Raw genomic sequence first — 20,437 nt, forward strand, 5'->3', positions numbered from 1 at the left:
TGCAACGTCTCGACAGCTCGATCGGTCTCGATAGGCACGAGGAGCCGCCTTCATGCATGTTTCCAGCCAGCTTCGCCACGACCAGCCCACGAGGCATCGCCATAACCCTGGCGATGTTCTGAGCTCGCTGGCGATGACCACGCGCTACGGCCGCGGGCAGGAGATCTATACCCAGGATCACCCGGCCGAGCACTGGTACCGCGTCGTTTCCGGCGCGGCGCGGCGCTTTACCGTTCAGGTCAACGGACGGCGGCAAATCGTGGACTTCCTGCTGCCCGGCGATTTTTTCGGCCTTGCATCCCGGAACGTGCATCTCTTCGCCGTCGAGGCGATCGTGGAGGGCACGATCGTGGCCGCCTACCCACGCGAGCGCGCCGAGGCCCTTGCCGACGCCAACCCCCATCTCGGACGGGAAATCCGTACCGTGACGGCTGCGGAAATTGCCCGCCTGCAGACGAGGATTCTCATCCTTGGGCGTATCGGCTCGCTGGGAAAGGTCAGTGCCTTCCTCCTCGAGATGGCGGAGCGCCTGTCCAGCAGGACCCAGGCCAGCAAAGCCGGGGAAGGGATTCTCCTGCCGATGTCGCGCTACGACATCGCCGATTATCTCACCCTGTCGGTCGAGACGGTGAGCCGCGCCTTGACCAGCCTCAAGCAACGCGGCGCCATCAGGCTCGTGGGCACCCGCCGTGTCAAAATCATCCATTACGACGCCCTCGAGGACAGCGACGAATAGACGGGGGAACCGTGCGCGCCCCCTGAACGACGACGGTGCCGCGCCGCAGCTCAGGTCTTCACCGCGCGTCGCGCCCGCTGCACCCGCATCCATCGCACGACGAAAGGACCGGGCAACGCGTAGTAGATCAGCAGAAGCATGTACATGCCCACGCTGAGGTACGGGGCCACGTACGCAAGCCCGAAGGCAACCCCGTAGAACAGCGGCACCAATTCCCAATGCCACCCGAGCGCGTGCAGCCGGTGGGGATCGGCACGCGCGTCCACCAACCCCGCGCTCAGCGCGTGCTGCCAGATCGCGCTGAAGAAGATCCCCGCACCGGCGAGCGCGGCGCTGTAGATAAGCGCGGCCAGCCGGAGTTCCGATTCACTGGCGCGGGCGTATTCCGCGAGCAGCGCCGTGGTGAATGGCAGCACCGCCACGCAGAGCAGGAGCAGGAGGTTGCAGACCAGCAGGACGTGATCGCTGCGGCGGATATGATGGAACATCGTGTGATGGTTGGCCCAGACCACCCCGACCTGCAGAAAGCTCAGGACGTACGCCACATAGACCGGCCATTGCTTCAGCAGCGCGGCAGCTAGAGGTTCTCCATGCAGCGTGGCCTCGCGCGGCACGCGGATGTCGAGCACCAACAGCGTGATGATGATGGCGAACACGCCATCGCTGAATCCCTCCAGACGCGCCGGTGATGGCGTTTCTTCGAACGGTGGGATCCCGTCCGAATGGAAGCTGGAAGCTGCGGTGCGACGCTGATCCATGGTGGGCTACGCCTCGAAACGGCAGCCAGCACTGTAAGGCAACGGGGCGGCGACGGCGTTGACGCCTGTCAAGGCGCCGCGGTTTCGCATGCCGCATCATACGAAACGCTGGCGAAACGCCGGCTGCTCCATGAGGAGGCCGGCTGCTCCACGAGGAGGATGAAATGTCCGAAGCGCTGCACGTCGTCTGCCCCCACTGCGACACGACCAACCGGGTACCGCGTGCGCGGCTGGGCGCTGGCGGAAAATGCGGCGCCTGCCATCGGCCGCTGTTCGAGGGGCATCCCCTGCCCCTGAACGACCCGAGCCGCTTCGCCAAGCACGCCGAGGGGAGCGACATCCCGCTCCTGATCGACTTCTGGGCCGCCTGGTGCGGTCCGTGCCGCATGATGGCGCCGATCGTCGAGCAGGCGGCGCAACGGCTTGAGCCGCATGTCCGGCTGGCAAAAGTCGATACCGAGGCCGCACCGGATGTCGCCGCGCGTTTCGCGGTGCGAAGCATTCCAACGCTTGCGCTGGTCCTGCACGGCAGGGAAATCGCCCGGACCGCCGGTGTCATGCCTCTGCCCCAACTCATCGCGTGGACGCAGCAACACGCCGGAATAACGGCGGACTAGACCGGCGCCGGCCTTTCCTGCAGAAAGATCCAGCCAAGAGGCGGTCAGGCCGTACGTCGTGAAATGGACTCTCGCCGGACAAGACGAGGTTTTCGCCCAGCCGGTATCATACGCCAAGCTGTCGGACGCCCTCGACTGTGCCTGCACGGTTCTGTACCAACATCCCACCGACACTTGGATCGAAGACGACACCGGAAGCCCGATTGCGCTGGACTTCAGGATCAAACAGCATTGCACGTCTAGGGGATACTCCTGAGGACGCACCGCAGCTCGGAAACACGGGGAGTAATTTGACGAATGTCATGGCGCAGGAGGTCTGCCCCGCTACACTTGAGCCATAACGCGTCATTGCGTTTCCTCCTGGATACTTACGGCACCCCCCCGCGAGTGGCCGTCTTCTTTTCCGCTCCACCCACCCGTCTTCACAGAGATCCAACAAAGGATCATCGCGCCCTCCACGAACACATCGTGGCGATATCGTCACGCGTGCCCACACGACCATACGGGGTGAGCGGCGCGAGGCGGCTTGGGACTCCGCGGCAGCAAGGCGCCGGTAGTTTGCGGTGCCGACGCCCGGGCGGATCGAACGCCATCCTCAAGCACCACCGCGCTCCGGATCGGCATCGGCGCCATCCATCGGCGCCGCGCTCACGCGTACAGCAACCAGGAGCGCCCGGCGGACCTCCTCCGGTTGAGCGTTGATCGCCGTGCACAGCAGTTTCATCTGCCGCCGCACGCCGTAGAGTTGGTCGAGCAGCGAGAGCACCAGCGGCAGGGCGTCATCGTCAATCGCCAGCTCACGCAACTCCGCAACCAGGCGCGTGCGTGCAACATCGATCTCATGAAAGACATAAGCACCCGGCCGCCCTTCCGGCCGGACCCAGCGGTTGTCGATCCATCGATCGAGGTCCGCCGCATCGAGGTCGGCGAAGGACCGTTGCAACTCATTTAGTGTCATCATCACGGTGTCATCCCCAGTTTGCGGCGCGGATCGAACGGATGCTTGGGCGCCCAGCTCCGCAGGAAGTCCTTGAGCTCAGCATCGTCAGCACCGGGCCCGACCTCGACCTTCAATGTGACGTACTGATCGCCAGCCGGCCGGCCACCGCGCCCTGCCGGGACTCCCTTGCCGCGCAAGCGCAGCACCCGACCGGTGTCCGAGCCCGCGGGCACCGTCATCGTCACCGGCCCGGTCCGCGTGGGTATGGTGATGGAGCCGCCCAGCACCGCCTCCGAAAGCGTCACGGGCACCTCGACGTGAAGGTCGTTGCCGACGCGTTTGAAGAGCGGATGGGATGTGACGCGGACCTCGATCAGCGCATCGCCCGGCGGGCCGCCGCCCAGACCGGGATCACCCTGCCCCTTGAGCCGCAGCACCTTGCCATCCTCGATTCCGGGAGGGATCGCAACGTCGAGCGTCTTTCCGTCCGGCAGCTGCAGTCGTTGCGTCGTCCCATTGATCGCGTCGAGGAGGTCCACCGTCAGCAGATAGCGGCGGTCGGCACCGCGCAGCCGGATCTCCGGCCCGGCACCGCCATCGGTGGCCCTGGTGCGAAACCGGCCACCGAAGAGGTTCGCGAACAGATCGCTGAAATCGTCGGTTTGCTCCTCATCACCGCCGTAGTATTTGCTGCCGTTCCGCCCCTCGGCGAAGTCACGGTAATAGGAGTAGTCGGGCCGTTGCTCTGCGCCCGAGGCATCGATCTCGCCGCGGTCATAGCGGCCGCGCTTGTCCGGATCGGAGAGAAGCTCGTAGGCCGATGACACCGCCTTGAAGCGCTCCTCTGCCTGGCTGTTGCCAGGGTTCAGGTCAGGATGGAATTTCTTGGCGAGTTTGCGGTAGGCGCGACGGATGCCGTCGTCGCTCGCGTCCCGCTTCACCCCGAGCACCTCATAGGGGTCTTCCACGACGATGCCTCCAGCAACAGGAACGGATTGGCAAGCAATTTGTTTAAATGACTCTCAAAGAGAAAAGTGCATTAATCTGATAATTCTGGAGATCATATATACAAAACCCTATACGAATGCAAATATACAAAACCATAACTCCCATACACTAAAAATAAAATGACATCCGTCAATTTGATATCCGTCAACGCCATACCGCACAGATTGATGCATCCTTTCTTCCAGCGCGACGACTCCTTGGCCGCCAGCGCTGCAGGCAAAACCCGATTGGGGACATAGACCATGGCCCTCCAGAAGCTCGACAAGGCGGAATGGCACAGCTTTCTCGATTACCTATCGAAAGGCCTCGTTGGCAAACACACCGAGATTGAGGTCACATCCCTCGCTCTTGGCCAGCAGATCGAGGCGAAGTGGCTGCCTCTGCTTGGGATCGTTTACGATCACAAGGACGATGTCATCGAAATCGCCCTGGGAGGCGTCGATCACATGGTGAACCGGCCACGGGAGCTGTACGTCGATCTCGCCGTGGGCAACCTGGCGAGTCTGGAAATCGTTGATGCCGACGACAACCGGCAGATCATCACGCTGCGCGATCCGCTGATGCTGCCGCCCCCATCGGAAGCCCGCCCGAGCGCCCAACAGGGCCAGGAGCGGTCACGGTGACGAAAACAGCTCCATCGAAAACTGGGATGGCTGCAAAGGCGGACTGGGAGGCTGCATTGCGGGGCGACCGTGCCGCATTCCAAGCGATCGTGACCCCGACACGATCCGGGACAAACTTGGCGGCGTCTATGCGCCTGCCGAGGAACTTGCCGATGTGCCGGATGTGCCGCGCCTATATCGCGCATGAGGACGTGGCCACCACCGCGCTGGTCGCCGGGGTCCTCTCCTACGTCGGCGCTGCGGCTGCGGCGCTCGGGGTCGTCGCCTCGGGAGGAACGTTGGCTCTGGCCCTCGCGGCCGCCGCCGCAGGCGGGGCGGCCGGGGGCGGCGTCGGCGCCTTGATCAGTCGTGCTCTCGGAGCGGAGCGGGCCAGGGAACTCGAAACGCTGATGGCTGTCGGCGGCCTCGTCCTGTGGGTCCGCGTCCGCGCGCCCGAGCAAGAGGAGAAGGCTCAGCGCATCCTGCGCGAGCACGGTGCCGAAGCCGTTCGTGTGCATGAAATCGAGATCGACAAACGTCTCGAGGATCTTCCCTTGGCTTCGCTGCGTCCAGACCCGTGGCTCAGCGACGAACCGCTTGCAAGGCCATAGGTCGAAGCAGGGATCGTTCCGACTTGCAAAAATCAAGGAATCAAAAATCAAGGAATGTTGACGCCCGTCAACGCGGCCGTCAGCCACCGCAACATAATCGATGCCATGCATGCAACGCCGCGGAGACCATTGCCGTCTGCTCCAGCGAGGTGACACATGTCTCAAGTTTTATCCCCGGGGACTTCGGCTCCCGATTTCACGCTCCATGTCACGCCCGATCAATGCTTGTCGCTTTCTGAATTTCGTGGCAGGCCGGTGATCCTTGCCTTCTACCCTGCCGATTGGAGCCCAGTCTGTGGCGACCAGATGGTGCTGTACAACCAGGTCCGTCCCGAGTTCCTGAATCATGGAGCCGAGGTGCTGGGCGTTTCCGTCGACGGCGCGTGGTGCCATCAGGCGTTCGCAAAGGCTCGCAACCTGCACTTCCCGCTGCTTGCCGATTTCGAACCCAAAGGTGGCGTCTCGAAGTCCTATGGGGCCTATCGGGAAGGGGACGGGGTCAGCGAACGCGCGTTGTTTGTGATCGACAAGAATGGAGTCATCTTCTGGAGCTACCGCTCGCCGCTCGCCGTCAACCCCGGTGCCGACGGCATCCTCAATGCGCTGGAGCGGTTGCCCAGTTAGTTCGGATTCACGTTAGGGGCGATATGCCGTTCATGCCGAACGGACCATCGCTTCGGGAGAGCAGCCATGGCGGTGTTGAAAGTGCCGGTCACTTCGAGTGACCACATCCAGGGAGACGCTCACGCCCCGGTTACCCTGGTCGAATACGGCGATTACGAGTGTCCGTACTGCGGGGCCGCGCACACTCACGTCCAACTCGTGCAGAAGCACTACGGCAGTCAGCTCCGGTTCGTGTTCCGGCACTTCCCGCTGACGGAAGTCCACCCCAATGCCCAAAGCGCGGCGGAGAGTGCGGAGTTCGCAGGGGTGCATGGGCGGTTCTGGGAGATGCACGACCTCCTCTTCGAGAACCAGGAGCGCTTGAGCATTCAGCTTCTGTTCGCCGCGGTGCGGTCGTTGGGGCTGTCCGAAGCCGAGCTCCGCGACGCACTGGCCGAAGGGACATACATGTCCAAGGTCCGCGACGACTTCCTCGGCGGCGTGCGCAGCGGGGTGAACGGCACCCCGGCCTTCTTCATAAACGATCGGCGACACGATGGCCCGTTCGACTTCCCCCATCTCGTCGCAGCCATCGACACGCAGCTTTAGGCTGTCGGGCCCGGGAGAAGCACCATGCCCATCAAAGACATCCTCGTGCATGTCGGCTCTTCGCCCGCGTGCGCCGATCGTCTCGCCCTCGCCGCCAATCTCGCGCGCCGGTACGACGCCTACCTGATCGGTGCCGGCGCGCCGGAGTCGCCCACCGCCGAGGACCGCTTCCGGACCATGCTGCGGAGCGCCGGGGTGGTGGGCGAGTGGCGAGGCATCATCGGGCTTCCCGAATCGTTCGTCGCCCGTCAGGCGCGCGGCGCCGACCTTGTCATCCTCGGGCAGCACGATCCCGATGAGCCCACGGGCCTGGACGCGCCGGAGGACGTCATCCTCGCCTGAGGCCGCCCCGTGCTGGTCGTGCCGCATGCGAAACTCTTTGAGCAGGTCGGCGCGGCCGTGCTGATCGGCTGGAACGGCAGCCGCGAGGCGACGCGCGCCGTTCACGACGCCCTGCCGCTGATGGAGATGGCGGCGGCGGTGACCGTCCTCTCCGTCAATCCGGAGCCCGGCGATGAGTGGGGGACGGACGACGTGGTCCAGCATCTTGCGCGGCACGGCCTCATCGTCCGGGCGGAGACGTTCCAGCCGGAGGCACTGGCCGATGCCGATGCCCTGCGGTCCCGCGCCGTCCACATCGGAGCCGACCTCATCGTTATGGGCGCCTACGGTCGATCGCGCCTGCGCGAAATGATCCTCGGCGGGATGACGCAGGATGTCCTCGAGAACGTGACCGTGCCGGTCCTGATGGCTCACTGACCCGTACCCCTGCTTGGCCGATGCAACACGGAGGCCGCCATGCCCAGCGCATACACCATGCCCAGCCGATCGAGTGCCCGAGCCGCCGCGCTGGCACCGCCCGCCCATGTGCACGCCGTCGGCCTTGCACTGTCCGCCTGTCTGCTGCTGTCGCACCCAGCTGTGGCGCAGCAGCGCGAGGTGCCTCCCACCTTCGCCGAGCTCGCCACCGCCAAGCTGCCCACCGTCGTCACCATCATCGCCTCCAGCGGCGCTCCCCCGGTACGCCAGACGGCGCAGTCCGAGCAGCCGGACATCGGCCCCGGCATGGGACCGTTCTCCACGCTGCCGGATTCGCCGCTGCGCGACTTTCTGGAAAATCTGATGCGCCGGCAGGCACCGCACCGGGGTGAAGGCCCGGACGCCGCGCCGCGCGGCCGGCCTGCCAGGGCGCTGGGCTCCGGCTTCGTCATCGACCCGAACGGTTACGTCGTCACCAACAACCACGTTGTCGAGAATGCCGACAAGGTGGAGGTCACGCTGTCCGACAAGCAGACCTTGCCCGCCAAGATCGTCGGCACCGATCAGAAGACCGACCTCGCCCTGCTCAAGGTCGACCCCAAACAGCCGCTGCCCAGCGTGCAGTGGGGCGACAGCGACCGATCGCGGATCGGCGACTGGGTACTGGCCATCGGCAACCCCTTCGGTGTCGGCGGCACCGTGACCGCCGGCATTATCTCGGCCCGCGGCCGCGACATCGGTGCGGGTCCCTACGACGACTTCCTGCAGACCGACGCCGCCATCAACCAGGGCAACTCCGGCGGCCCGATGTTCAGCCTCCAGGGCGAGGTGATCGGCGTGAACACAGCCATCTTCAGCCAAAGCGGCGGCAACGTCGGCATCGGCTTCGCCATTCCGTCGGACTTGGCAAAGCCCGTCATCGCCGCGCTGCGCGACAAAGGGCGGGTGACGCGCGGCTACCTCGGCGTCATGATCCAGCCCGTGGAACAGGATGTCGCCGATGCTCTCGGCCTTAAGGACCGCTCGGGCGCGCTGGTCGCCGACGTGACCAAGGACAGCCCCGCCGCCCAGGCCGGCATCCAACCGGGTGACGTCATCACCGAATACGCCGGAAAATCCGTGTCCGAGCCGCACGCCCTGACCGGGATGGTGGCGCAGACCAAACCGGGCGACACCGTCCCGATCGCGGTGCTGCGTGACGGCCGTGTGATCCCGCTGAACGTCCATGTCCTGGAACTGCAACCGACCCGGCAGGCCGAGGCACAGCCGCAGAACCCCGGCGAGGGCAAGTTGGGTTTGGCGCTGGCGCCGGTGACCCCGGAACTGCGCAAGGAGTTCGGGCTCGACCCTGACGCCCAAGGCGCGGTGGTGGTCGATGTGGCACCGAACAGCCCGGCCGCCCGTGTCGGCCTGCAACCCGGCGACGTCATCACCCGCGTCGGTCCGGCCCCGGTGACCGGTCCCGCCGATGTGGCCAAGGCTGTGGAGGAGGCGCGCAAAGCCAAGAAGGACCACGTGCTCGTCCAGCGTCGGCGTGAGGATGGCGCCCTGTTCGTGCCACTGCCGGTCGGCAGTTGACCAGGAAGGGAGATCCAGACCATGCGGACACCGATTCTGCCATTACCGATTCTGCCGTTGCTGTGCGCAACCGTCCTGATGACCGCGAGCGCATGCGCCCAGCATGAAGACCGTCGATACGCCGCGGCCGAACCCATGCCCGCGGCACCCACGTTGGTCGGCCTCGTCGTCCTGTCGGAGGATGGGACCCGCCGCGTGGGGGTCGTCCACGATGTGGTCGTCGGCACCGACAGCCAACCGGTCGAGATCGTCGTGGCGAGCGGTCATCCGGCGGTTCCCAAGGCTCATCTCGTTGCCGTGAGCCCGGCGAACACGCGCTATGCGCCGGAACAGGCCGCGGTCATTCTCGTCGACCTGACGCCGGAGCAGTTCGCCGCCCTTCCCCCCAGGACGGTCGAGGATCGCATGATCTCCATGCGGCTCCCCGGACCGACAAACTGGTCGGGCGTGACGTCACCTCGGTAAGGAGTAAGGAGCTGCCATGCTGGAGGCGAACACGACGGCCCGGCCGGGCGATTCGAAGGGCTTCCGGCGGATGTTCGCGCCGGGCCGGTTGACGCTCGGCGTCTTCTTTCCCATCGAGGCCTTCCAGCGCGACGAGCCGACCATGCGCGACCAGGAACGCCTGGCCCAGCGGGCCGAGGAATTGGGCTTCGCCGCGCTCTGGGTGCGGGACGTGCCGTTGCGCGACCCGTCGTTCGGCGACATCGGGCAGGTCTACGATCCCTGGGTCTATCTGGGATGGATCGCGGCGCAGACGCGCGACATCGCGCTCGCCACCGGTTCCATCATCCTGCCCCTGCGCCACCCGTTGCACACGGCGAAGGCGGCCGCTTCGGTGGATCGGCTTTCCGGCGGCCGCCTCGTGCTCGGGGTCGCGTCCGGCGACCGACCGATCGAATTCCCGGCGTTCGGCGTCGACGTGGACAAGCGGGGCGTCCTCTTCCGCGAGAACCTCGCCGTTCTGCGCAGCGTGCTCACCCAGAACTTTCCCCGCATCCAGTCCTCCTATGGCGTGATGCAGGGGACCGTTGATCTCGTGCCGAAGCCGGTCGGCGCGCTGCCGATCCTGATCACCGGCACCAGCCGGCAGAGCCTGGAATGGATCGCCGGGCATGCCGACGGCTGGATCACCTACCCGCGATCCCTCGCGCAACAGGCGGAGCACGCCGCGCACTGGCACGCCGCCGTAGCGGCCGCGAGGCCGGGCGTCTTCACCCCCTTCGTGCAATCGCTCTACATCGACCTGACCACGGAGCCGGATCACCCTGCCCAGCCGATTCACCTGGGATTCCGCGGCGGCCGGAACGTCCTGCTCCAATTCCTCGACGCATTGCGCCGGGCGGGCGTAAACCATGTCATTCTCAATGTGAAATATGGCACGCGCGACGCGGCAGAGGTGATCGACGAGATCGGCCGGAACGTGCTCCCACATCTCAATGCCGCCCCGTGAGCATTGATCGAGAGGGTCATGCCGATGGCACCATCCGGTGCAATCGGCATGGCAGCAAGGCCGTTTGATCGCTTCCATCAAACGTCTTTGATGCCACATCAGAAGGCCGAAAAGACGGAAGGCGCATTCCCAATCCTCAGTCTGAGGATCTTTCCCATTGGGATTGCGATCGGGATTGCGATCGGGATTGCGATCGGGATTGATCGTCTTGAAGGTGTTGGCGAGAGCCATGCCAAGTCTACCGGCGATGGGGGAAGCCGGACTTCGGTTTCATCGCTGCAGCCGAGATCGAGCGGGGCCGCGTGGTCAGGCCATCCAGGACGGAGCGCAGTTGGATCTCTTCATCGCTGCGCTCGAAGTCATGAATGCGCTCTTGCAGTCCTTTGGTGATCGGCAGGTCGAATGGCCCGATTATGTCGCAACCATTCGCCTCCACTGTAGCCTGATCACGCAAGAGAAGGCTGCAATCTCGCAGCATTGCGAAAGAAACGTTCGTACTTGGCCACTCCCATCGCTGACTTTCACCTCCGGTCTGGCTTATCAACCGACGTACTTGAATTCCGGAAGCTTCTTGAGTTCATCCTTCGACGCTCCCGGCAGTGTAATCTTCTTGCCAGTTTCGTCCAACTGCAGGTCGTTGAACGGGATGGCCACCATGTGGGCGCCGATGCCGAGGAAGCCACCGACCTCGAGCACCGCGAAGAGCACCTTGTCCCGTCCGATGATGATGTCGTCGAGTGAACCGATCTTCTCGTTCTTGTCGTTCAGGACGGACGTGCCCGTCAGCTTGCTCGCGCGGTAGCCCGCCGCGACGGCCTTCACATCGACGACGACCAACGTGACGGCCTGCGACAGCGCCGGCCAGGGGGTTTGGACGGCCAGGACGGCGGCGCCCAGCGCCGCGCCCGTCAGGATGCTTAGGAATGACTTCATTGTCTCGCTCTCCCGAATTCGTATGAGTATGGGGCGATACGGCCGACGGCCGTCAGGCGGCCCGCTGCATGGTTTGGTTCCGCGCCTCGCCCATGAGCGCGGCCTGGATCTTCTCCTCCTGCTCTTTGGGCAGGGAGGTGCGCAGAACCTTGCCGCCGTAGCGGCTGATCTCGGGCAGGACCTTGTCCAGCCTCGCCTCACGGACGAGGATAAACAGCGCCGAGGTGCCGGGTTCGAAGGCTTCGCCGAGTTCACGCATGAAACCGTCATCGATGCCGATGTCGGTGATCGGCGCCCGACCGCGCAAACGGCGAGCCTCCGAAGAGTGATGGGAGTTGGGAACGCTGCGCCATGGCTGTCCTCCTTGATGTTTCATGTTTCTTTGAAATGATGACTTCAAAGATCCGAACAAATAAATTCCACATAGAACATAAAAGAATGCTGACAGGCCAACGCTTTTACGGCATCTCCTCCTTATAATGTCTCGCAATTAGGACGGATCCGGCAAACCGGCACTTGAACTTGTCCGAAAAATTCTTTGAGGTCATTTTCCTTTTCGGCGACTCCTCAACCTGAAAGCGCCAGCCGTGCCGCTCAGCGAAGGACACGGCGCTGTCCAGATCCGGAAAGGAGACCTGGATGTGGGCGAAGGGGTCGGCGCTCCCGGTCCACCCCATGACCGGATGCGGAAACGGCGGGTCGGTCGGCTCGAACTCCAGAACCCACTGCTTGCGACCGGGGCCCGATTGCGTGACGGAGGGCGACGGCCGGTGGATGTAGGCCATCGGCACGGCGGTCGTCGCCGGCAACGACACGCCCGGCATGGTCGGCGGCTTTCGCCAAAGGTTGTGATCGCGTGGGTGCGGCAGCCTGAAAGCCATGCCCTGCCTCCGCCTTTTGCAGCCGGTCCTTGCGCTTGCTAGACAGTGTCGAAGATCGTGTCGAAGCGCGTCACGTCGTAAAACTTGGTCGAGGGTTGATCGTCCATGAGGTGCGCAATCCGTTGCCAAAGCTTCAGGACATCGGGCATGGCCGCCTCGGCGCTCCACACCGAGTCATGGATGGCGACGACCACGACCTCGTCGTCGTCCCCCTGAAGGGTGAACCAGTGCTTCAGACCCTTCAGGGCATGAATGTCGGCCGCCATCCCGTCCCGCAGCCGGAACCATTCGTCCCTGGTTCCCAGCTTCAAACGGAACCGCGTCATCCGGGCGTACATCGCGTCACTCCGCAGCGTTTCGAGACGGCTGCTCGGTCGCCCCATCGCCATGCTGCGGCGGTTCGATGAGCAGACCCAGCTCCGTGGCGGTGACCCGGACCGTATCGCCGTCGCGGACTTTGCCGCGCAGGATCATCTCCGCGAGCGGATTCTGCAGTTCGCGCTGGATCACCCGCTTCAAGGGCCGGGCGCCGTACACTGGATCGTAGCCGGCGTCGGCCAGCCAGCGCTTCGCCGCGTCGTCCACCTCCAGCACGAGCTTGCGGTCGTCGAGCAGGCGTTGGAGCCGCCGGAACTGGATGTCGACGATGCCGCTCATGTCCTCGCGCGAGAGGCGGCGGAAGATCAGGATCTCGTCGAGCCGGTTCAGGAACTCGGGCCGGAACGCCGCCCGCACCGCCTCCATCACCTCGGCGCGCACCGTGTCAACGTCCTGGTCCTCCCCCAAGGTCGCGAGATACTCGCTGCCGAGGTTGGAGGTCATCACGATCAGCGTGTTGCGGAAGTCGACCGTGCGGCCCTGCCCATCGGTCAGGCGCCCGTCGTCGAGCACCTGGAGCAGCACGTTGAAGACATCCGGGTGCGCCTTCTCCACCTCGTCGAACAGGATCACCTGATAGGGCCGGCGCCGCACCGCCTCGGTCAGGCTGCCTCCCTCTTCGTAGCCGACGTAGCCCGGAGGGGCGCCGATCAGGCGGGCCACGGAGTGCTTCTCCATGAACTCCGACATGTCGATGCGCACCATCGCGTGCTCGTCGTCGAAGAGGAATTCGGCCAGTGCCTTGGTCAGCTCGGTCTTGCCCACGCCGGTGGGTCCGAGGAACAGGAAGGATCCCATCGGCCGGTTTGGATCCTGAAGCCCGGCGCGGGCGCGGCGCACCGCGTTCGAGACCGCGACGATGGCTTCGTCCTGGCCGATGACACGCTGCCTCAGCGCGCCTTCCATGTGCAGCAGCTTCTCGCGCTCGCCCTCCAGCATCTTGTCGACCGGGATCCCGGTCCAGCGGGACACGACGGCGGCGATGTGCTCGGCGGTGACCGCCTCCTCGAGCATCCGCTGGTCGCCTTGTGCCTCGGCTTCCTTCAGCTGCCTTTCGAGATCGGGGAGGATGCCGTAGGCGAGTTCGCCCGCGCGGGTCCAGTCGCCGCGCCGCTGCGCCTGCTCCAGTTCGATGCGGGCTTGGTCGAGCCGCTCCTTCAGCGTGCGCGCGCCGGCGAGCTTCTCCTTCTCGGCCCGCCACGTCGCCGTGAGTTCGGCGGATTTCTGCTCGAGTTCGCTGAGCTCCTTCTCCAGCCTCTGCAGGCGCTCCCGCGAGGCCGGATCGCTCTCCTTCTTGAGCGCTTCGCGCTCGATCTTCATCTGCACGATGCGGCGATCGAGTTCGTCGATCTCCTCAGGCTTGGAATCGACCGCCATACGAAGCCGCGAGGCCGCTTCGTCCATCAGGTCGATGGCCTTGTCGGGGAGGAAACGGTCGGTGATGTAGCGATGCGACAGCGTCGCCGCGGCGACGATGGCGCTGTCCGTGATGCGCACGCCGTGGTGAACTTCGTACTTCTCCTTGATCCCGCGCAGGATGGAGATGGTGTCCTCCACCGTCGGCTCGCCGACAAGGACGGGCTGGAAGCGCCGGGCCAGGGCGGCGTCCTTCTCGATGTGCTTGCGGTATTCCTCCAGCGTGGTGGCGCCGACGCAATGCAGTTCGCCGCGGGCAAGCGCCGGCTTCAGCATGTTGGAGGCGTCCATCGCCCCCTCCGCCCCGCCCGCTCCCACCAGCGTGTGCAGTTCGTCGATGAAGAGGATGACTCCTTCCCGGCCCGAGGTGACTTCCGACAGGACCGCCTTCAGCCGCTCCTCGAATTCGCCGCGGTACTTGGCCCCGGCCAGCAGCGAGCCGAGGTCGAGCGCCAGCAGCTTCTTGTCCTTCAGGCTTTCAGGCACGTCGCCCTTGACGATGCGCTGCGCCAGGCCTTCGACGATGGCGGTCTTGCCGACGCCCGGCTCGCCGATCAGCACGGGGTTGTTCTTGGTGCGGCGCGCGAGAACCTGGATCGTACGGCGGATCTCCTCGTCGCGGCCGATGACGGGGTCAAGCTTGCCATCGCGCGCCACGGCCGTGAGGTCGCGCGTGTACTTCTTCAGCGCGTCGTAACCTTCCTCGGCCGACGCCGTATCGGCGGTGCGGCCCTTGCGGATGTCCTCGATAGCCTTGTTGAGGCCCTGGGCGTTGACACCCGCCGAGGCCAGCGCCTTCGCGGCCGGCATGCCCGCAGCGGCGGCCATCGCCAGCAGCAGCCGCTCCACGGTGACGAAGCTGTCGCCCGCCTTCTGCGCCAGCTGCTCGGCGGCCTCGAAGACGCGCGCCAACTCCGGCGCCATGTAGACCTGCCCGGCGCCGGCCCCTTCGACGCGTGGCAGCGTGTCGAGCGCGGCGTCGACCGCTGAAAGCGCTGCCTTAGGGTCGCCTCCGGCCGCGCGGATGAGGTTCGCGCAAAGCCCTTCCGAATCTTCCAGCAACACCTTGAGCAGGTGCTCCGGCGTCAGGCGCTGATGGCCGCGGCTCACCGCGAGCGTTTGTGCCGACTGGAGGAAACCCTTCGCTCGATCCGTGTATTTTTCGAGGTCCATGGCTGCGGTGCTCCTTTCCCGTGGCACTCAGCCGCGCTGCCGATTCTGGTCGTCCACTTCCTCAAACTCGGCGTCGACGACGCCTTCATTCCCGCCACCGGCCCCGCCACCGGACGAACCGGACGGACTGGCGTTGGCGGCGGCAGCCTGCTCCGCTGCGCTGCGCGTGCCGGTGTCGGCGGCACGGTGGATCGTCTCGCCGAAGCGCGTGAGCGCCTGCGAGAGCGTATCGATCCGCTGCCGGATGCGGTCGATGTCGTCGCCACCGACCGCCTCGCGCAGGGCGTTCAGGGCGTCTTCCACGGGCTTGCGCTCCGTCTCGCTCACCCGGGTGCCGTGCTCCTGCAACTGCTTTTCGGCCGTGTACATCGCGGCGTCCGCCTGGTTGCGGGCATCGACCAACTCGCGCCGTTTCCGGTCCTCCTCGGCGTGCGCCTCGGCATCCTTGACCATCCTCTGGATGTCGGCCTCCGACAGACCGCCCGAGGCCTGGATGCGGATCTGCTGCTCCTTGCCGGTGGCCTTGTCCTTCGCCGTGACGCTGACGATGCCGTTGGCGTCGATGTCGAAGGTCACCTCGATCTGCGGCACGCCGCGCGGGGCCGGCGGGATGCCGACGAGGTCGAACTGACCGAGCAGCTTGTTGTCCGCCGCCATCTCGCGCTCGCCCTGGAAGACGCGGATGGTCACCGCGGTCTGGTTGTCCTCGGCGGTCGAAAAGACCTGGCTCTTTTTCGTCGGGATGGTCGTGTTGCGGTCGATGAGCTTCGTCATCACGCCGCCCAGCGTTTCGAGGCCGAGCGACAGCGGCGTCACGTCGAGCAGCAGGACGTCCTTTACCTCGCCCTGGAGCACGCCCGCCTGGATGGCGGCGCCGATGGCGACGACTTCGTCCGGGTTGACGCCCTTGTGCGGCTCCTTGCCGAAGAAGTCTTTGACGACCTCCTGCACCTTCGGCATGCGGGTCATGCCGCCGACCAGAATCACCTCGGCAATGTCCGCGGCCTTGAGGCCTGCGTCCTTGAGCGCCGCCTTGCAGGGCTCGATGGTGCGCTGCACGAGGTCGTCAACCAGGGCTTCCAGCTTGGCGCGGGTGAGCTTGACGTTGAGGTGCTTGGGCCCATGCTGATCGGCGGTGATGAAGGGCAGGTTGACGTCGGTCTGCACCGTCGAACTGAGCTCGATCTTCGCCTTCTCCGCGGCTTCCTTGAGGCGCTGGAGCGCCAACCGATCGCTGCGCAGGTCGATTCCCTGCTCCTTTTTGAACTCGTCGGCCAGATAGTCGATGATGCGTTTGTCGAAATCCTCGCCGCCGAGGAACGTATCGCCGTTGGTGGCCCTGACCTCGAAGACGCCCTCGCCGATGTCGAGAATGGAAATGTCGAAGGTACCGCCGCCCAGATCGTACACCGCCACCTTGCCCTGGCCCTTCTTCTCGAGGCCGTAGGTCAGCGCGGCGGCGGTCGGTTCGTTGATGATGCGCAGCACCTCGAGCCCGGCGATCCGACCGGCGTCCTTGGTCGCTTGGCGTTGACTGTCGTTGAAGTAGGCGGGCACCGTGATGACCGCCTGGGTTGCCTTCTCGCCGAGATAGGCTTCCGCGGTCTCCTTCATCTTCGTCAGGATGAGCGCGCTGATCTGGCTCGGGCTGTATTTCTTGCCCTGCGCCTCGACCCAGGCGTCGCCGTTGTCGCCCCGCACGATCTTATAGGGGACGAGGGCCTTGTCCTTTTCCGTGATCGGGTCGTCGTAGCGGCGGCCGATCAGGCGCTTGATCGCGAAGATGGTGTTCTCGGGGTTGGTGACCGCCTGCCGCTTCGCCGGCGTGCCGACGAGGATTTCGCCTTCCCTGGCAAACGCCACGATGGACGGCGTGGTCCGCATCCCCTCGGCGTTCTCGATGACCTTGGCTTGGCCGCCCTCCATGACGGCGACGCACGAGTTCGTGGTGCCGAGATCGATTCCGATAACTTTGGCCATGTCGCCCTCCGGCGTGTTCCGTCCCGGTTGTCAGAAATCCATGCCGCCCATACCACCCATGCCGCCGCCCGGCATGGCGGGCATCGGCTCCTTCTTCTCCGGCCTTTCGGCGACCATCGCCTCGGCGGTGATCAACAGCCCCGCCACCGACGCAGCGTCCTGCAAGGCACTGCGCACCACCTTCGTGGGGTCGATGATGCCCGCCTTGACGAGGTCGCAGTATTTCCCGGCCTGCGCGTCGTAGCCGAAGTTCGGGTCCTTCTGGTCGAGCAGCTTGCCGATGACGATGGAGCCGTCGGTGCCGGCATTCTCGGCGATCTGGCGCACCGGCGCCTGCAAGGCGCGCCGGACGATGTCGAGCCCCATCCTCTGCTCGTCGTTCTCCGGCTTCAGCCCGTCCAACACCCTTGTGGCGTAGAGCAGCGCCACACCGCCACCCGCCACGATGCCCTCTTCGACCGCGGCTTTGGTGGCGTGCATGGCATCGTCGACGCGATCCCGGCGCTCCTTCACCTCGACTTCGGTGACGCCGCCGACGCGGATCACCGCCACACCGCCGGCCAGCTTGGCCAAACGTTCCTGAAGCTTTTCGCGGTCGTAGTCCGAGGTGGTTTCCTCGATCTGCGTGCGGATCTGCTGCACACGGGCCTGGATCTCCTCCTTCCGACCGGCGCCATCGACGATCGTCGTGCTCTCGCGGTCGACCCGCACGCGGCGGGCGCGGCCCAGCACGTCCAGCGTGATGTTTTCCAGCTTGATGCCGAGGTCTTCGCTGATCAGCTGGCCGCCGGTGACGGTGGCGATGTCCTCGAGCATGGCTTTGCGCCGGTCGCCGAAGCCAGGCGCCTTCACCGCCGCAACCTTCAGCCCGCCGCGCAGCCGGTTCACCACCAGCGTGGCGAGCGCTTCACCCTCGACGTCTTCGGCGATGATCAACAACGGCCGACCGCTCTGCACCACCGCCTCGAGAACGGGAAGCAGCGGCTGGAGGCTCGCGAGCTTCTTCTCATAGATCAGGATGTACAGATCCTCGAATTCGACGATCATCTTCTCCGCGTTCGTGATGAAGTACGGGCTGGTGTAGCCGCGGTCGAACTGCATGCCCTCGACGACGTCCAGTTCGGTGTCGAGGGACTTGGCCTCCTCGACAGTGATCACGCCTTCGTTGCCGACCTTCTCCATGGCCCGGGCGATCATCTCGCCGATCTCACGGTCGCCATTCGCCGAGATCGTGCCGACCTGGGCGATCTCGTCGGAGGTGGCGATCTTCCGCGATCGCCTGCGGACATCGTCGATGGCCGTGTTCACGGCCACATCGATGCCGCGCTTCAGGTCCATCGGGTTGATGCCGGCGGCGACGGCCTTGACGCCCTCGCGCACGATGGCCTGCGCCAGCACGGTCGCGGTGGTGGTGCCGTCGCCGGCCACATCGTTGGTCTTCGAGGCCACTTCGCGCACCATCTGGGCGCCCATGTTCTCGAACCTGTCGGCGAGTTCGATCTCCTTGGCGACGGTGACGCCGTCCTTGCTGATGCGCGGGGCGCCGAACGACTTCTCGATGACGACGTTGCGCCCCTTCGGGCCCAACGTCACCTTGACCGCATTCGCCAGGATGTCGACGCCGCGCAGCATCTTCTCACGCGCATCGGTGCTGAACCGAACGTCCTTCGCAGCCATGGCATCATCCTCCGTTACGCGCCTCGTTCGATCACGCCCAAGATGTCGGACTCCTTGAGGATCAGCCGGTCCTCGCCCTCGATGCGCACCTCCGTGCTCGACCATTTGCCGAACAGCACCCGGTCGCCGACCTTGACGTCGAGGGGTTGCACCCTGCCGGCCTCGTCCCGAGCACCCGGGCCGACGGCCAGCACCTCTCCCTCGTCCGGCTTCTCCTTGGCGGTGTCGGGGATGATGATGCCACCTGAGGTCTTTTCCTCCGCCGCGACGCACTTGAGCAGGACACGGTCGTGCAGCGGTCTGAAGCCCGTCATGCTTCCCTCCAATCAGGTGCGTTGATCGGATGGCGCGGTGCCGCCCCGGCGACACCGACCAGCGCGGGGCGCAACAGACGCTCATGCTGGGCGTAGCCGGGTTGCAGGACCTGCGCCACGGTGCCAGCCGGCAGCCCGCTGTTCCCCACTTCGAACATCGCTTGATGGCGATGGGGATCAAACAGCTCGCCGGGGGCCGGATCGATTCGGAGGATGCCGTGCTTCTCAAAGGCGTCGAGCAGCGCCTTCTCGGTCGCCACGAGGCCGGCCATGAGGTTCTGGACCCACATTTCGGCCGCGGCGAACTCCATCGGCACGCTCTCGATGGCGCGGCGGAGGTTATCGGCCGACGGCAGCAAGTCCCGCGCGAACCCCGAGGCGGCGAATCGCACGGCCTCCTCACGGTCCCGCTCGGCCCGGCGCCGCATGTTTTCCTGCTCCGCCAGCGCGCGCAGAAGTCGGTCCTTGAGGTGGGACACCTCGCCTTCGCCCGACGGGACGGCATCATCGCCGCCTCCAGCGTTGCCGTCGCTATTTTTGCCGGTGTCTTCGGCTTCGGGACTGGCCCCCCGTTCGCCACGAACGGGAGTCCAGGCCGGCGGATCGCTCGCGGGGAAGGACTCGGCGGACGCCTCGTCGACACGGTCCACGGGGGGCTCGTCTGGCATGGGATCGGTGCGTCTCGGGTCAGGGTTCATGGGTGCGCCGCCTTGGCCGGGTATGGAATGGGGCCGGGTATGGAATGGGTAGGGATCGGACCTCTCTCAGGCTCTCTCAGGCTCCCTGTGGCACCGCTCCCCGCGGCTCGTTCCGGTGTCCTCTGAGCCGGAACGCCAACACGATCAGAACACCGCCGAAGACGAGCGCGTAGGCGCCGAGCCACCACGTCATGACCACCGCGCCCTCGATCGGCGCCACGAAGAGCAGGATGCCCCAGACGATGGACACCAAGCCGCCGAAGCCCAGCCACCACTTGCCGTGCGACGTCCGCAGGCGGATGGCGGCGGCGATCATCATCACGCCCGAAACGACCGCCCAGGCGCCGCTGAGCCAGACGAAGGCGAGGATGGTGGCGGTCGGCGCGACGACGGCGACCACCCCAGCCGCGAGGTCGATCACCCCTTCGAGGATAAAGGGCCACCATCGCTCGCGGCGGGTCGCCGCGCGCACGCCGGCGACGATGGCGAAGACGCCATCGAACAGCATGTAGGCGGCGAAAAGCAGAACGAGGGAAGCGATCGTGACGCCCGGAAGCAGCAGCGCGATCAGGCCGAACAGGACAGCGCACACGCCGCGCAACGCCATCACCCACCAGTTCCGGGCCAGCATGGCGTTCATTGCCCCGGACTTCGCGAATTCGGAATTGGGCAAGGCATTGTCTGCGCTGAAAGTCGTGCCCATCGCAGCCTCC

24 protein-coding genes and 1 pseudogene are annotated in these 20,437 nt (G+C 65.4%); 11 read left to right on the plus strand and 14 right to left on the minus strand.

Going from position 1 to position 20,437, the window contains the following annotated elements; translation table 11 throughout:
- Positions 1 to 52: 52 nt before the first annotated feature.
- Positions 53 to 736 (plus strand): helix-turn-helix domain-containing protein, encoded by a 684-nt coding sequence (locus Sp245p_RS19035; RefSeq protein ID WP_014197799.1) that lies wholly within the window; start codon positions 53 to 55, stop codon positions 734 to 736.
- Between the two features lie 50 nt (positions 737 to 786).
- Here Sp245p_RS19035 and Sp245p_RS19040 read toward each other — a convergent pair whose 3' ends face one another.
- On the minus strand, positions 787 to 1,494 hold the full coding sequence (locus Sp245p_RS19040) for a TMEM175 family protein (RefSeq protein ID WP_014197800.1): 708 nt from the start codon (positions 1,492 to 1,494) through the stop codon (positions 787 to 789).
- 164 nt (positions 1,495 to 1,658) lie between these two features.
- Here Sp245p_RS19040 and trxC point away from each other — a divergent pair, with 164 nt between their 5' ends.
- Positions 1,659 to 2,111 carry a thioredoxin TrxC gene (gene trxC, locus Sp245p_RS19045; protein WP_040133939.1) on the plus strand — a complete coding sequence of 151 codons (453 nt, stop codon included), beginning with the start codon at positions 1,659 to 1,661 and terminating at the stop codon, positions 2,109 to 2,111.
- A 595-nt stretch (positions 2,112 to 2,706) separates the two neighbouring features.
- Here trxC and Sp245p_RS19050 read toward each other — a convergent pair.
- Complete coding sequence (locus Sp245p_RS19050; protein ID WP_063958391.1) at positions 2,707 to 3,072, minus strand: hypothetical protein; 366 nt, start codon at positions 3,070 to 3,072, stop codon at positions 2,707 to 2,709.
- Positions 3,072 to 4,019: a DnaJ C-terminal domain-containing protein gene (locus Sp245p_RS19055; RefSeq protein WP_014197805.1), complete on the minus strand. Its 948-nt coding sequence runs from the start codon at positions 4,017 to 4,019 to the stop codon at positions 3,072 to 3,074. Before Sp245p_RS19055 ends, Sp245p_RS19050 begins: the two co-directional genes overlap by 1 nt.
- 282 nt (positions 4,020 to 4,301) lie before the next feature.
- Between Sp245p_RS19055 and Sp245p_RS19060 the strand changes: the two genes are divergently transcribed.
- The 9 genes from Sp245p_RS19060 to Sp245p_RS19095 all read left to right on the plus strand — a co-directional run bounded on the left by Sp245p_RS19060 (position 4,302) and on the right by Sp245p_RS19095 (position 10,274).
- Positions 4,302 to 4,682 (plus strand): DUF5335 domain-containing protein, encoded by a 381-nt coding sequence (locus tag Sp245p_RS19060; protein WP_014197807.1) that lies wholly within the window; start codon positions 4,302 to 4,304, stop codon positions 4,680 to 4,682.
- Between the two features lie 128 nt (positions 4,683 to 4,810).
- Positions 4,811 to 5,272 (plus strand): hypothetical protein, encoded by a 462-nt coding sequence (locus Sp245p_RS35005; protein WP_158310414.1) that lies wholly within the window; start codon positions 4,811 to 4,813, stop codon positions 5,270 to 5,272.
- A 156-nt stretch (positions 5,273 to 5,428) separates the two neighbouring features.
- The gene (locus Sp245p_RS19070; protein WP_041812345.1) at positions 5,429 to 5,896 is read left to right on the plus strand and encodes a redoxin domain-containing protein; all 468 of its coding nucleotides are present in this window, start codon (positions 5,429 to 5,431) and stop codon (positions 5,894 to 5,896) included.
- A 66-nt stretch (positions 5,897 to 5,962) separates the two neighbouring features.
- Positions 5,963 to 6,484, plus strand: a complete 522-nt coding sequence (locus Sp245p_RS19075) for a DsbA family protein (protein WP_014197811.1) — start codon at positions 5,963 to 5,965, stop codon at positions 6,482 to 6,484.
- A 24-nt stretch (positions 6,485 to 6,508) separates the two neighbouring features.
- Positions 6,509 to 6,826 carry a universal stress protein gene (locus Sp245p_RS35820; protein WP_014197812.1) on the plus strand — a complete coding sequence of 106 codons (318 nt, stop codon included), beginning with the start codon at positions 6,509 to 6,511 and terminating at the stop codon, positions 6,824 to 6,826.
- A 9-nt stretch (positions 6,827 to 6,835) separates the two neighbouring features.
- Complete coding sequence (locus Sp245p_RS35825; protein WP_014197813.1) at positions 6,836 to 7,243, plus strand: universal stress protein; 408 nt, start codon at positions 6,836 to 6,838, stop codon at positions 7,241 to 7,243.
- A gap of 39 nt (positions 7,244 to 7,282) precedes the next feature.
- Entirely contained in the window at positions 7,283 to 8,821 is a 1,539-nt protein-coding gene (locus Sp245p_RS19085; protein WP_014197814.1) for a DegQ family serine endoprotease, read from the plus strand.
- Positions 8,822 to 8,842: 21 nt separating this feature from the next.
- Positions 8,843 to 9,286 carry a hypothetical protein gene (locus Sp245p_RS19090; RefSeq protein WP_014197815.1) on the plus strand — a complete coding sequence of 148 codons (444 nt, stop codon included), beginning with the start codon at positions 8,843 to 8,845 and terminating at the stop codon, positions 9,284 to 9,286.
- Between the two features lie 16 nt (positions 9,287 to 9,302).
- A complete protein-coding gene (locus Sp245p_RS19095; protein ID WP_014197816.1) occupies positions 9,303 to 10,274 on the plus strand; it encodes an LLM class oxidoreductase in 972 nt (323 codons plus the stop codon).
- Between the two features lie 96 nt (positions 10,275 to 10,370).
- Here Sp245p_RS19095 and Sp245p_RS19100 read toward each other — a convergent pair.
- From Sp245p_RS19100 to Sp245p_RS19150, 11 genes and pseudogenes are all read right to left on the minus strand, one after another.
- Positions 10,371 to 10,786 (minus strand): annotated as a pseudogene (locus Sp245p_RS19100) (DUF1931 family protein); the annotation flags it as partial.
- A gap of 28 nt (positions 10,787 to 10,814) precedes the next feature.
- Positions 10,815 to 11,207: a PRC-barrel domain-containing protein gene (locus tag Sp245p_RS19105; protein ID WP_014197817.1), complete on the minus strand. Its 393-nt coding sequence runs from the start codon at positions 11,205 to 11,207 to the stop codon at positions 10,815 to 10,817.
- Between the two features lie 52 nt (positions 11,208 to 11,259).
- The gene (locus Sp245p_RS19110; protein ID WP_014197818.1) at positions 11,260 to 11,514 is read right to left on the minus strand and encodes a DUF1269 domain-containing protein; all 255 of its coding nucleotides are present in this window, start codon (positions 11,512 to 11,514) and stop codon (positions 11,260 to 11,262) included.
- A 151-nt stretch (positions 11,515 to 11,665) separates the two neighbouring features.
- Positions 11,666 to 12,088: an NADH dehydrogenase ubiquinone Fe-S protein 4 gene (locus Sp245p_RS19115; RefSeq protein WP_014197819.1), complete on the minus strand. Its 423-nt coding sequence runs from the start codon at positions 12,086 to 12,088 to the stop codon at positions 11,666 to 11,668.
- 38 nt (positions 12,089 to 12,126) lie between these two features.
- Positions 12,127 to 12,426: a hypothetical protein gene (locus Sp245p_RS19120; RefSeq protein WP_014197820.1), complete on the minus strand. Its 300-nt coding sequence runs from the start codon at positions 12,424 to 12,426 to the stop codon at positions 12,127 to 12,129.
- Positions 12,427 to 12,430: 4 nt separating this feature from the next.
- Positions 12,431 to 15,055 (minus strand): ATP-dependent chaperone ClpB, encoded by a 2,625-nt coding sequence (clpB, locus tag Sp245p_RS19125; protein WP_014197821.1) that lies wholly within the window; start codon positions 15,053 to 15,055, stop codon positions 12,431 to 12,433.
- Between the two features lie 27 nt (positions 15,056 to 15,082).
- Positions 15,083 to 17,035, minus strand: coding sequence for a molecular chaperone DnaK (dnaK, locus tag Sp245p_RS19130; RefSeq protein ID WP_109138764.1), 1,953 nt, complete (start codon positions 17,033 to 17,035; stop codon positions 15,083 to 15,085).
- Positions 17,036 to 17,065: 30 nt separating this feature from the next.
- On the minus strand, positions 17,066 to 18,712 hold the full coding sequence (groL, locus tag Sp245p_RS19135; protein WP_014197822.1) for a chaperonin GroEL: 1,647 nt from the start codon (positions 18,710 to 18,712) through the stop codon (positions 17,066 to 17,068).
- Between the two features lie 14 nt (positions 18,713 to 18,726).
- Entirely contained in the window at positions 18,727 to 19,026 is a 300-nt protein-coding gene (locus Sp245p_RS19140) for a co-chaperone GroES (protein WP_014197823.1), read from the minus strand.
- Positions 19,023 to 19,676 carry a nucleotide exchange factor GrpE gene (locus Sp245p_RS19145; protein WP_211101794.1) on the minus strand — a complete coding sequence of 218 codons (654 nt, stop codon included), beginning with the start codon at positions 19,674 to 19,676 and terminating at the stop codon, positions 19,023 to 19,025. The genes Sp245p_RS19140 and Sp245p_RS19145 overlap by 4 nt, the downstream gene beginning before the upstream one ends.
- A gap of 124 nt (positions 19,677 to 19,800) precedes the next feature.
- Positions 19,801 to 20,427: an HdeD family acid-resistance protein gene (locus Sp245p_RS19150; RefSeq protein WP_041812347.1), complete on the minus strand. Its 627-nt coding sequence runs from the start codon at positions 20,425 to 20,427 to the stop codon at positions 19,801 to 19,803.
- Between the last annotated feature and the right edge of the window lie 10 nt (positions 20,428 to 20,437).

Source organism: Azospirillum baldaniorum (assembly GCF_003119195.2).
Lineage (GTDB): Bacteria > Pseudomonadota > Alphaproteobacteria > Azospirillales > Azospirillaceae > Azospirillum > Azospirillum baldaniorum.

What these genes read in the sequence shown, in the direction of transcription:
- Sp245p_RS35005 (WP_158310414.1), top strand. Translation starts at nt 4,811, where the DNA reads ATGCGCCTGCCGAGGAACTTGCCGATGTGCCGGATGTGCCGCGCCTAT.
- Sp245p_RS19040 (WP_014197800.1), bottom strand. Translation starts at nt 1,494, where the DNA reads ATGGATCAGCGTCGCACCGCAGCTTCCAGCTTCCATTCGGACGGGATC.
- Sp245p_RS19115 (WP_014197819.1), bottom strand. Translation starts at nt 12,088, where the DNA reads ATGGCTTTCAGGCTGCCGCACCCACGCGATCACAACCTTTGGCGAAAG.
- Sp245p_RS19050 (WP_063958391.1), bottom strand. Translation starts at nt 3,072, where the DNA reads ATGATGACACTAAATGAGTTGCAACGGTCCTTCGCCGACCTCGATGCG.
- Sp245p_RS19085 (WP_014197814.1), top strand. Translation starts at nt 7,283, where the DNA reads ATGCCCAGCGCATACACCATGCCCAGCCGATCGAGTGCCCGAGCCGCC.
- Sp245p_RS19105 (WP_014197817.1), bottom strand. Translation starts at nt 11,207, where the DNA reads ATGAAGTCATTCCTAAGCATCCTGACGGGCGCGGCGCTGGGCGCCGCC.
- Sp245p_RS19120 (WP_014197820.1), bottom strand. Translation starts at nt 12,426, where the DNA reads ATGTACGCCCGGATGACGCGGTTCCGTTTGAAGCTGGGAACCAGGGAC.
- Sp245p_RS19095 (WP_014197816.1), top strand. Translation starts at nt 9,303, where the DNA reads ATGCTGGAGGCGAACACGACGGCCCGGCCGGGCGATTCGAAGGGCTTC.
- dnaK (WP_109138764.1), bottom strand. Translation starts at nt 17,035, where the DNA reads ATGGCCAAAGTTATCGGAATCGATCTCGGCACCACGAACTCGTGCGTC.
- groL (WP_014197822.1), bottom strand. Translation starts at nt 18,712, where the DNA reads ATGGCTGCGAAGGACGTTCGGTTCAGCACCGATGCGCGTGAGAAGATG.
- Sp245p_RS19150 (WP_041812347.1), bottom strand. Translation starts at nt 20,427, where the DNA reads ATGGGCACGACTTTCAGCGCAGACAATGCCTTGCCCAATTCCGAATTC.
- Sp245p_RS19140 (WP_014197823.1), bottom strand. Translation starts at nt 19,026, where the DNA reads ATGACGGGCTTCAGACCGCTGCACGACCGTGTCCTGCTCAAGTGCGTC.
- Sp245p_RS35820 (WP_014197812.1), top strand. Translation starts at nt 6,509, where the DNA reads ATGCCCATCAAAGACATCCTCGTGCATGTCGGCTCTTCGCCCGCGTGC.
- Sp245p_RS19060 (WP_014197807.1), top strand. Translation starts at nt 4,302, where the DNA reads ATGGCCCTCCAGAAGCTCGACAAGGCGGAATGGCACAGCTTTCTCGAT.
- clpB (WP_014197821.1), bottom strand. Translation starts at nt 15,055, where the DNA reads ATGGACCTCGAAAAATACACGGATCGAGCGAAGGGTTTCCTCCAGTCG.
- Sp245p_RS19070 (WP_041812345.1), top strand. Translation starts at nt 5,429, where the DNA reads ATGTCTCAAGTTTTATCCCCGGGGACTTCGGCTCCCGATTTCACGCTC.
- Sp245p_RS19090 (WP_014197815.1), top strand. Translation starts at nt 8,843, where the DNA reads ATGCGGACACCGATTCTGCCATTACCGATTCTGCCGTTGCTGTGCGCA.
- Sp245p_RS19035 (WP_014197799.1), top strand. Translation starts at nt 53, where the DNA reads ATGCATGTTTCCAGCCAGCTTCGCCACGACCAGCCCACGAGGCATCGC.
- trxC (WP_040133939.1), top strand. Translation starts at nt 1,659, where the DNA reads ATGTCCGAAGCGCTGCACGTCGTCTGCCCCCACTGCGACACGACCAAC.
- Sp245p_RS19075 (WP_014197811.1), top strand. Translation starts at nt 5,963, where the DNA reads ATGGCGGTGTTGAAAGTGCCGGTCACTTCGAGTGACCACATCCAGGGA.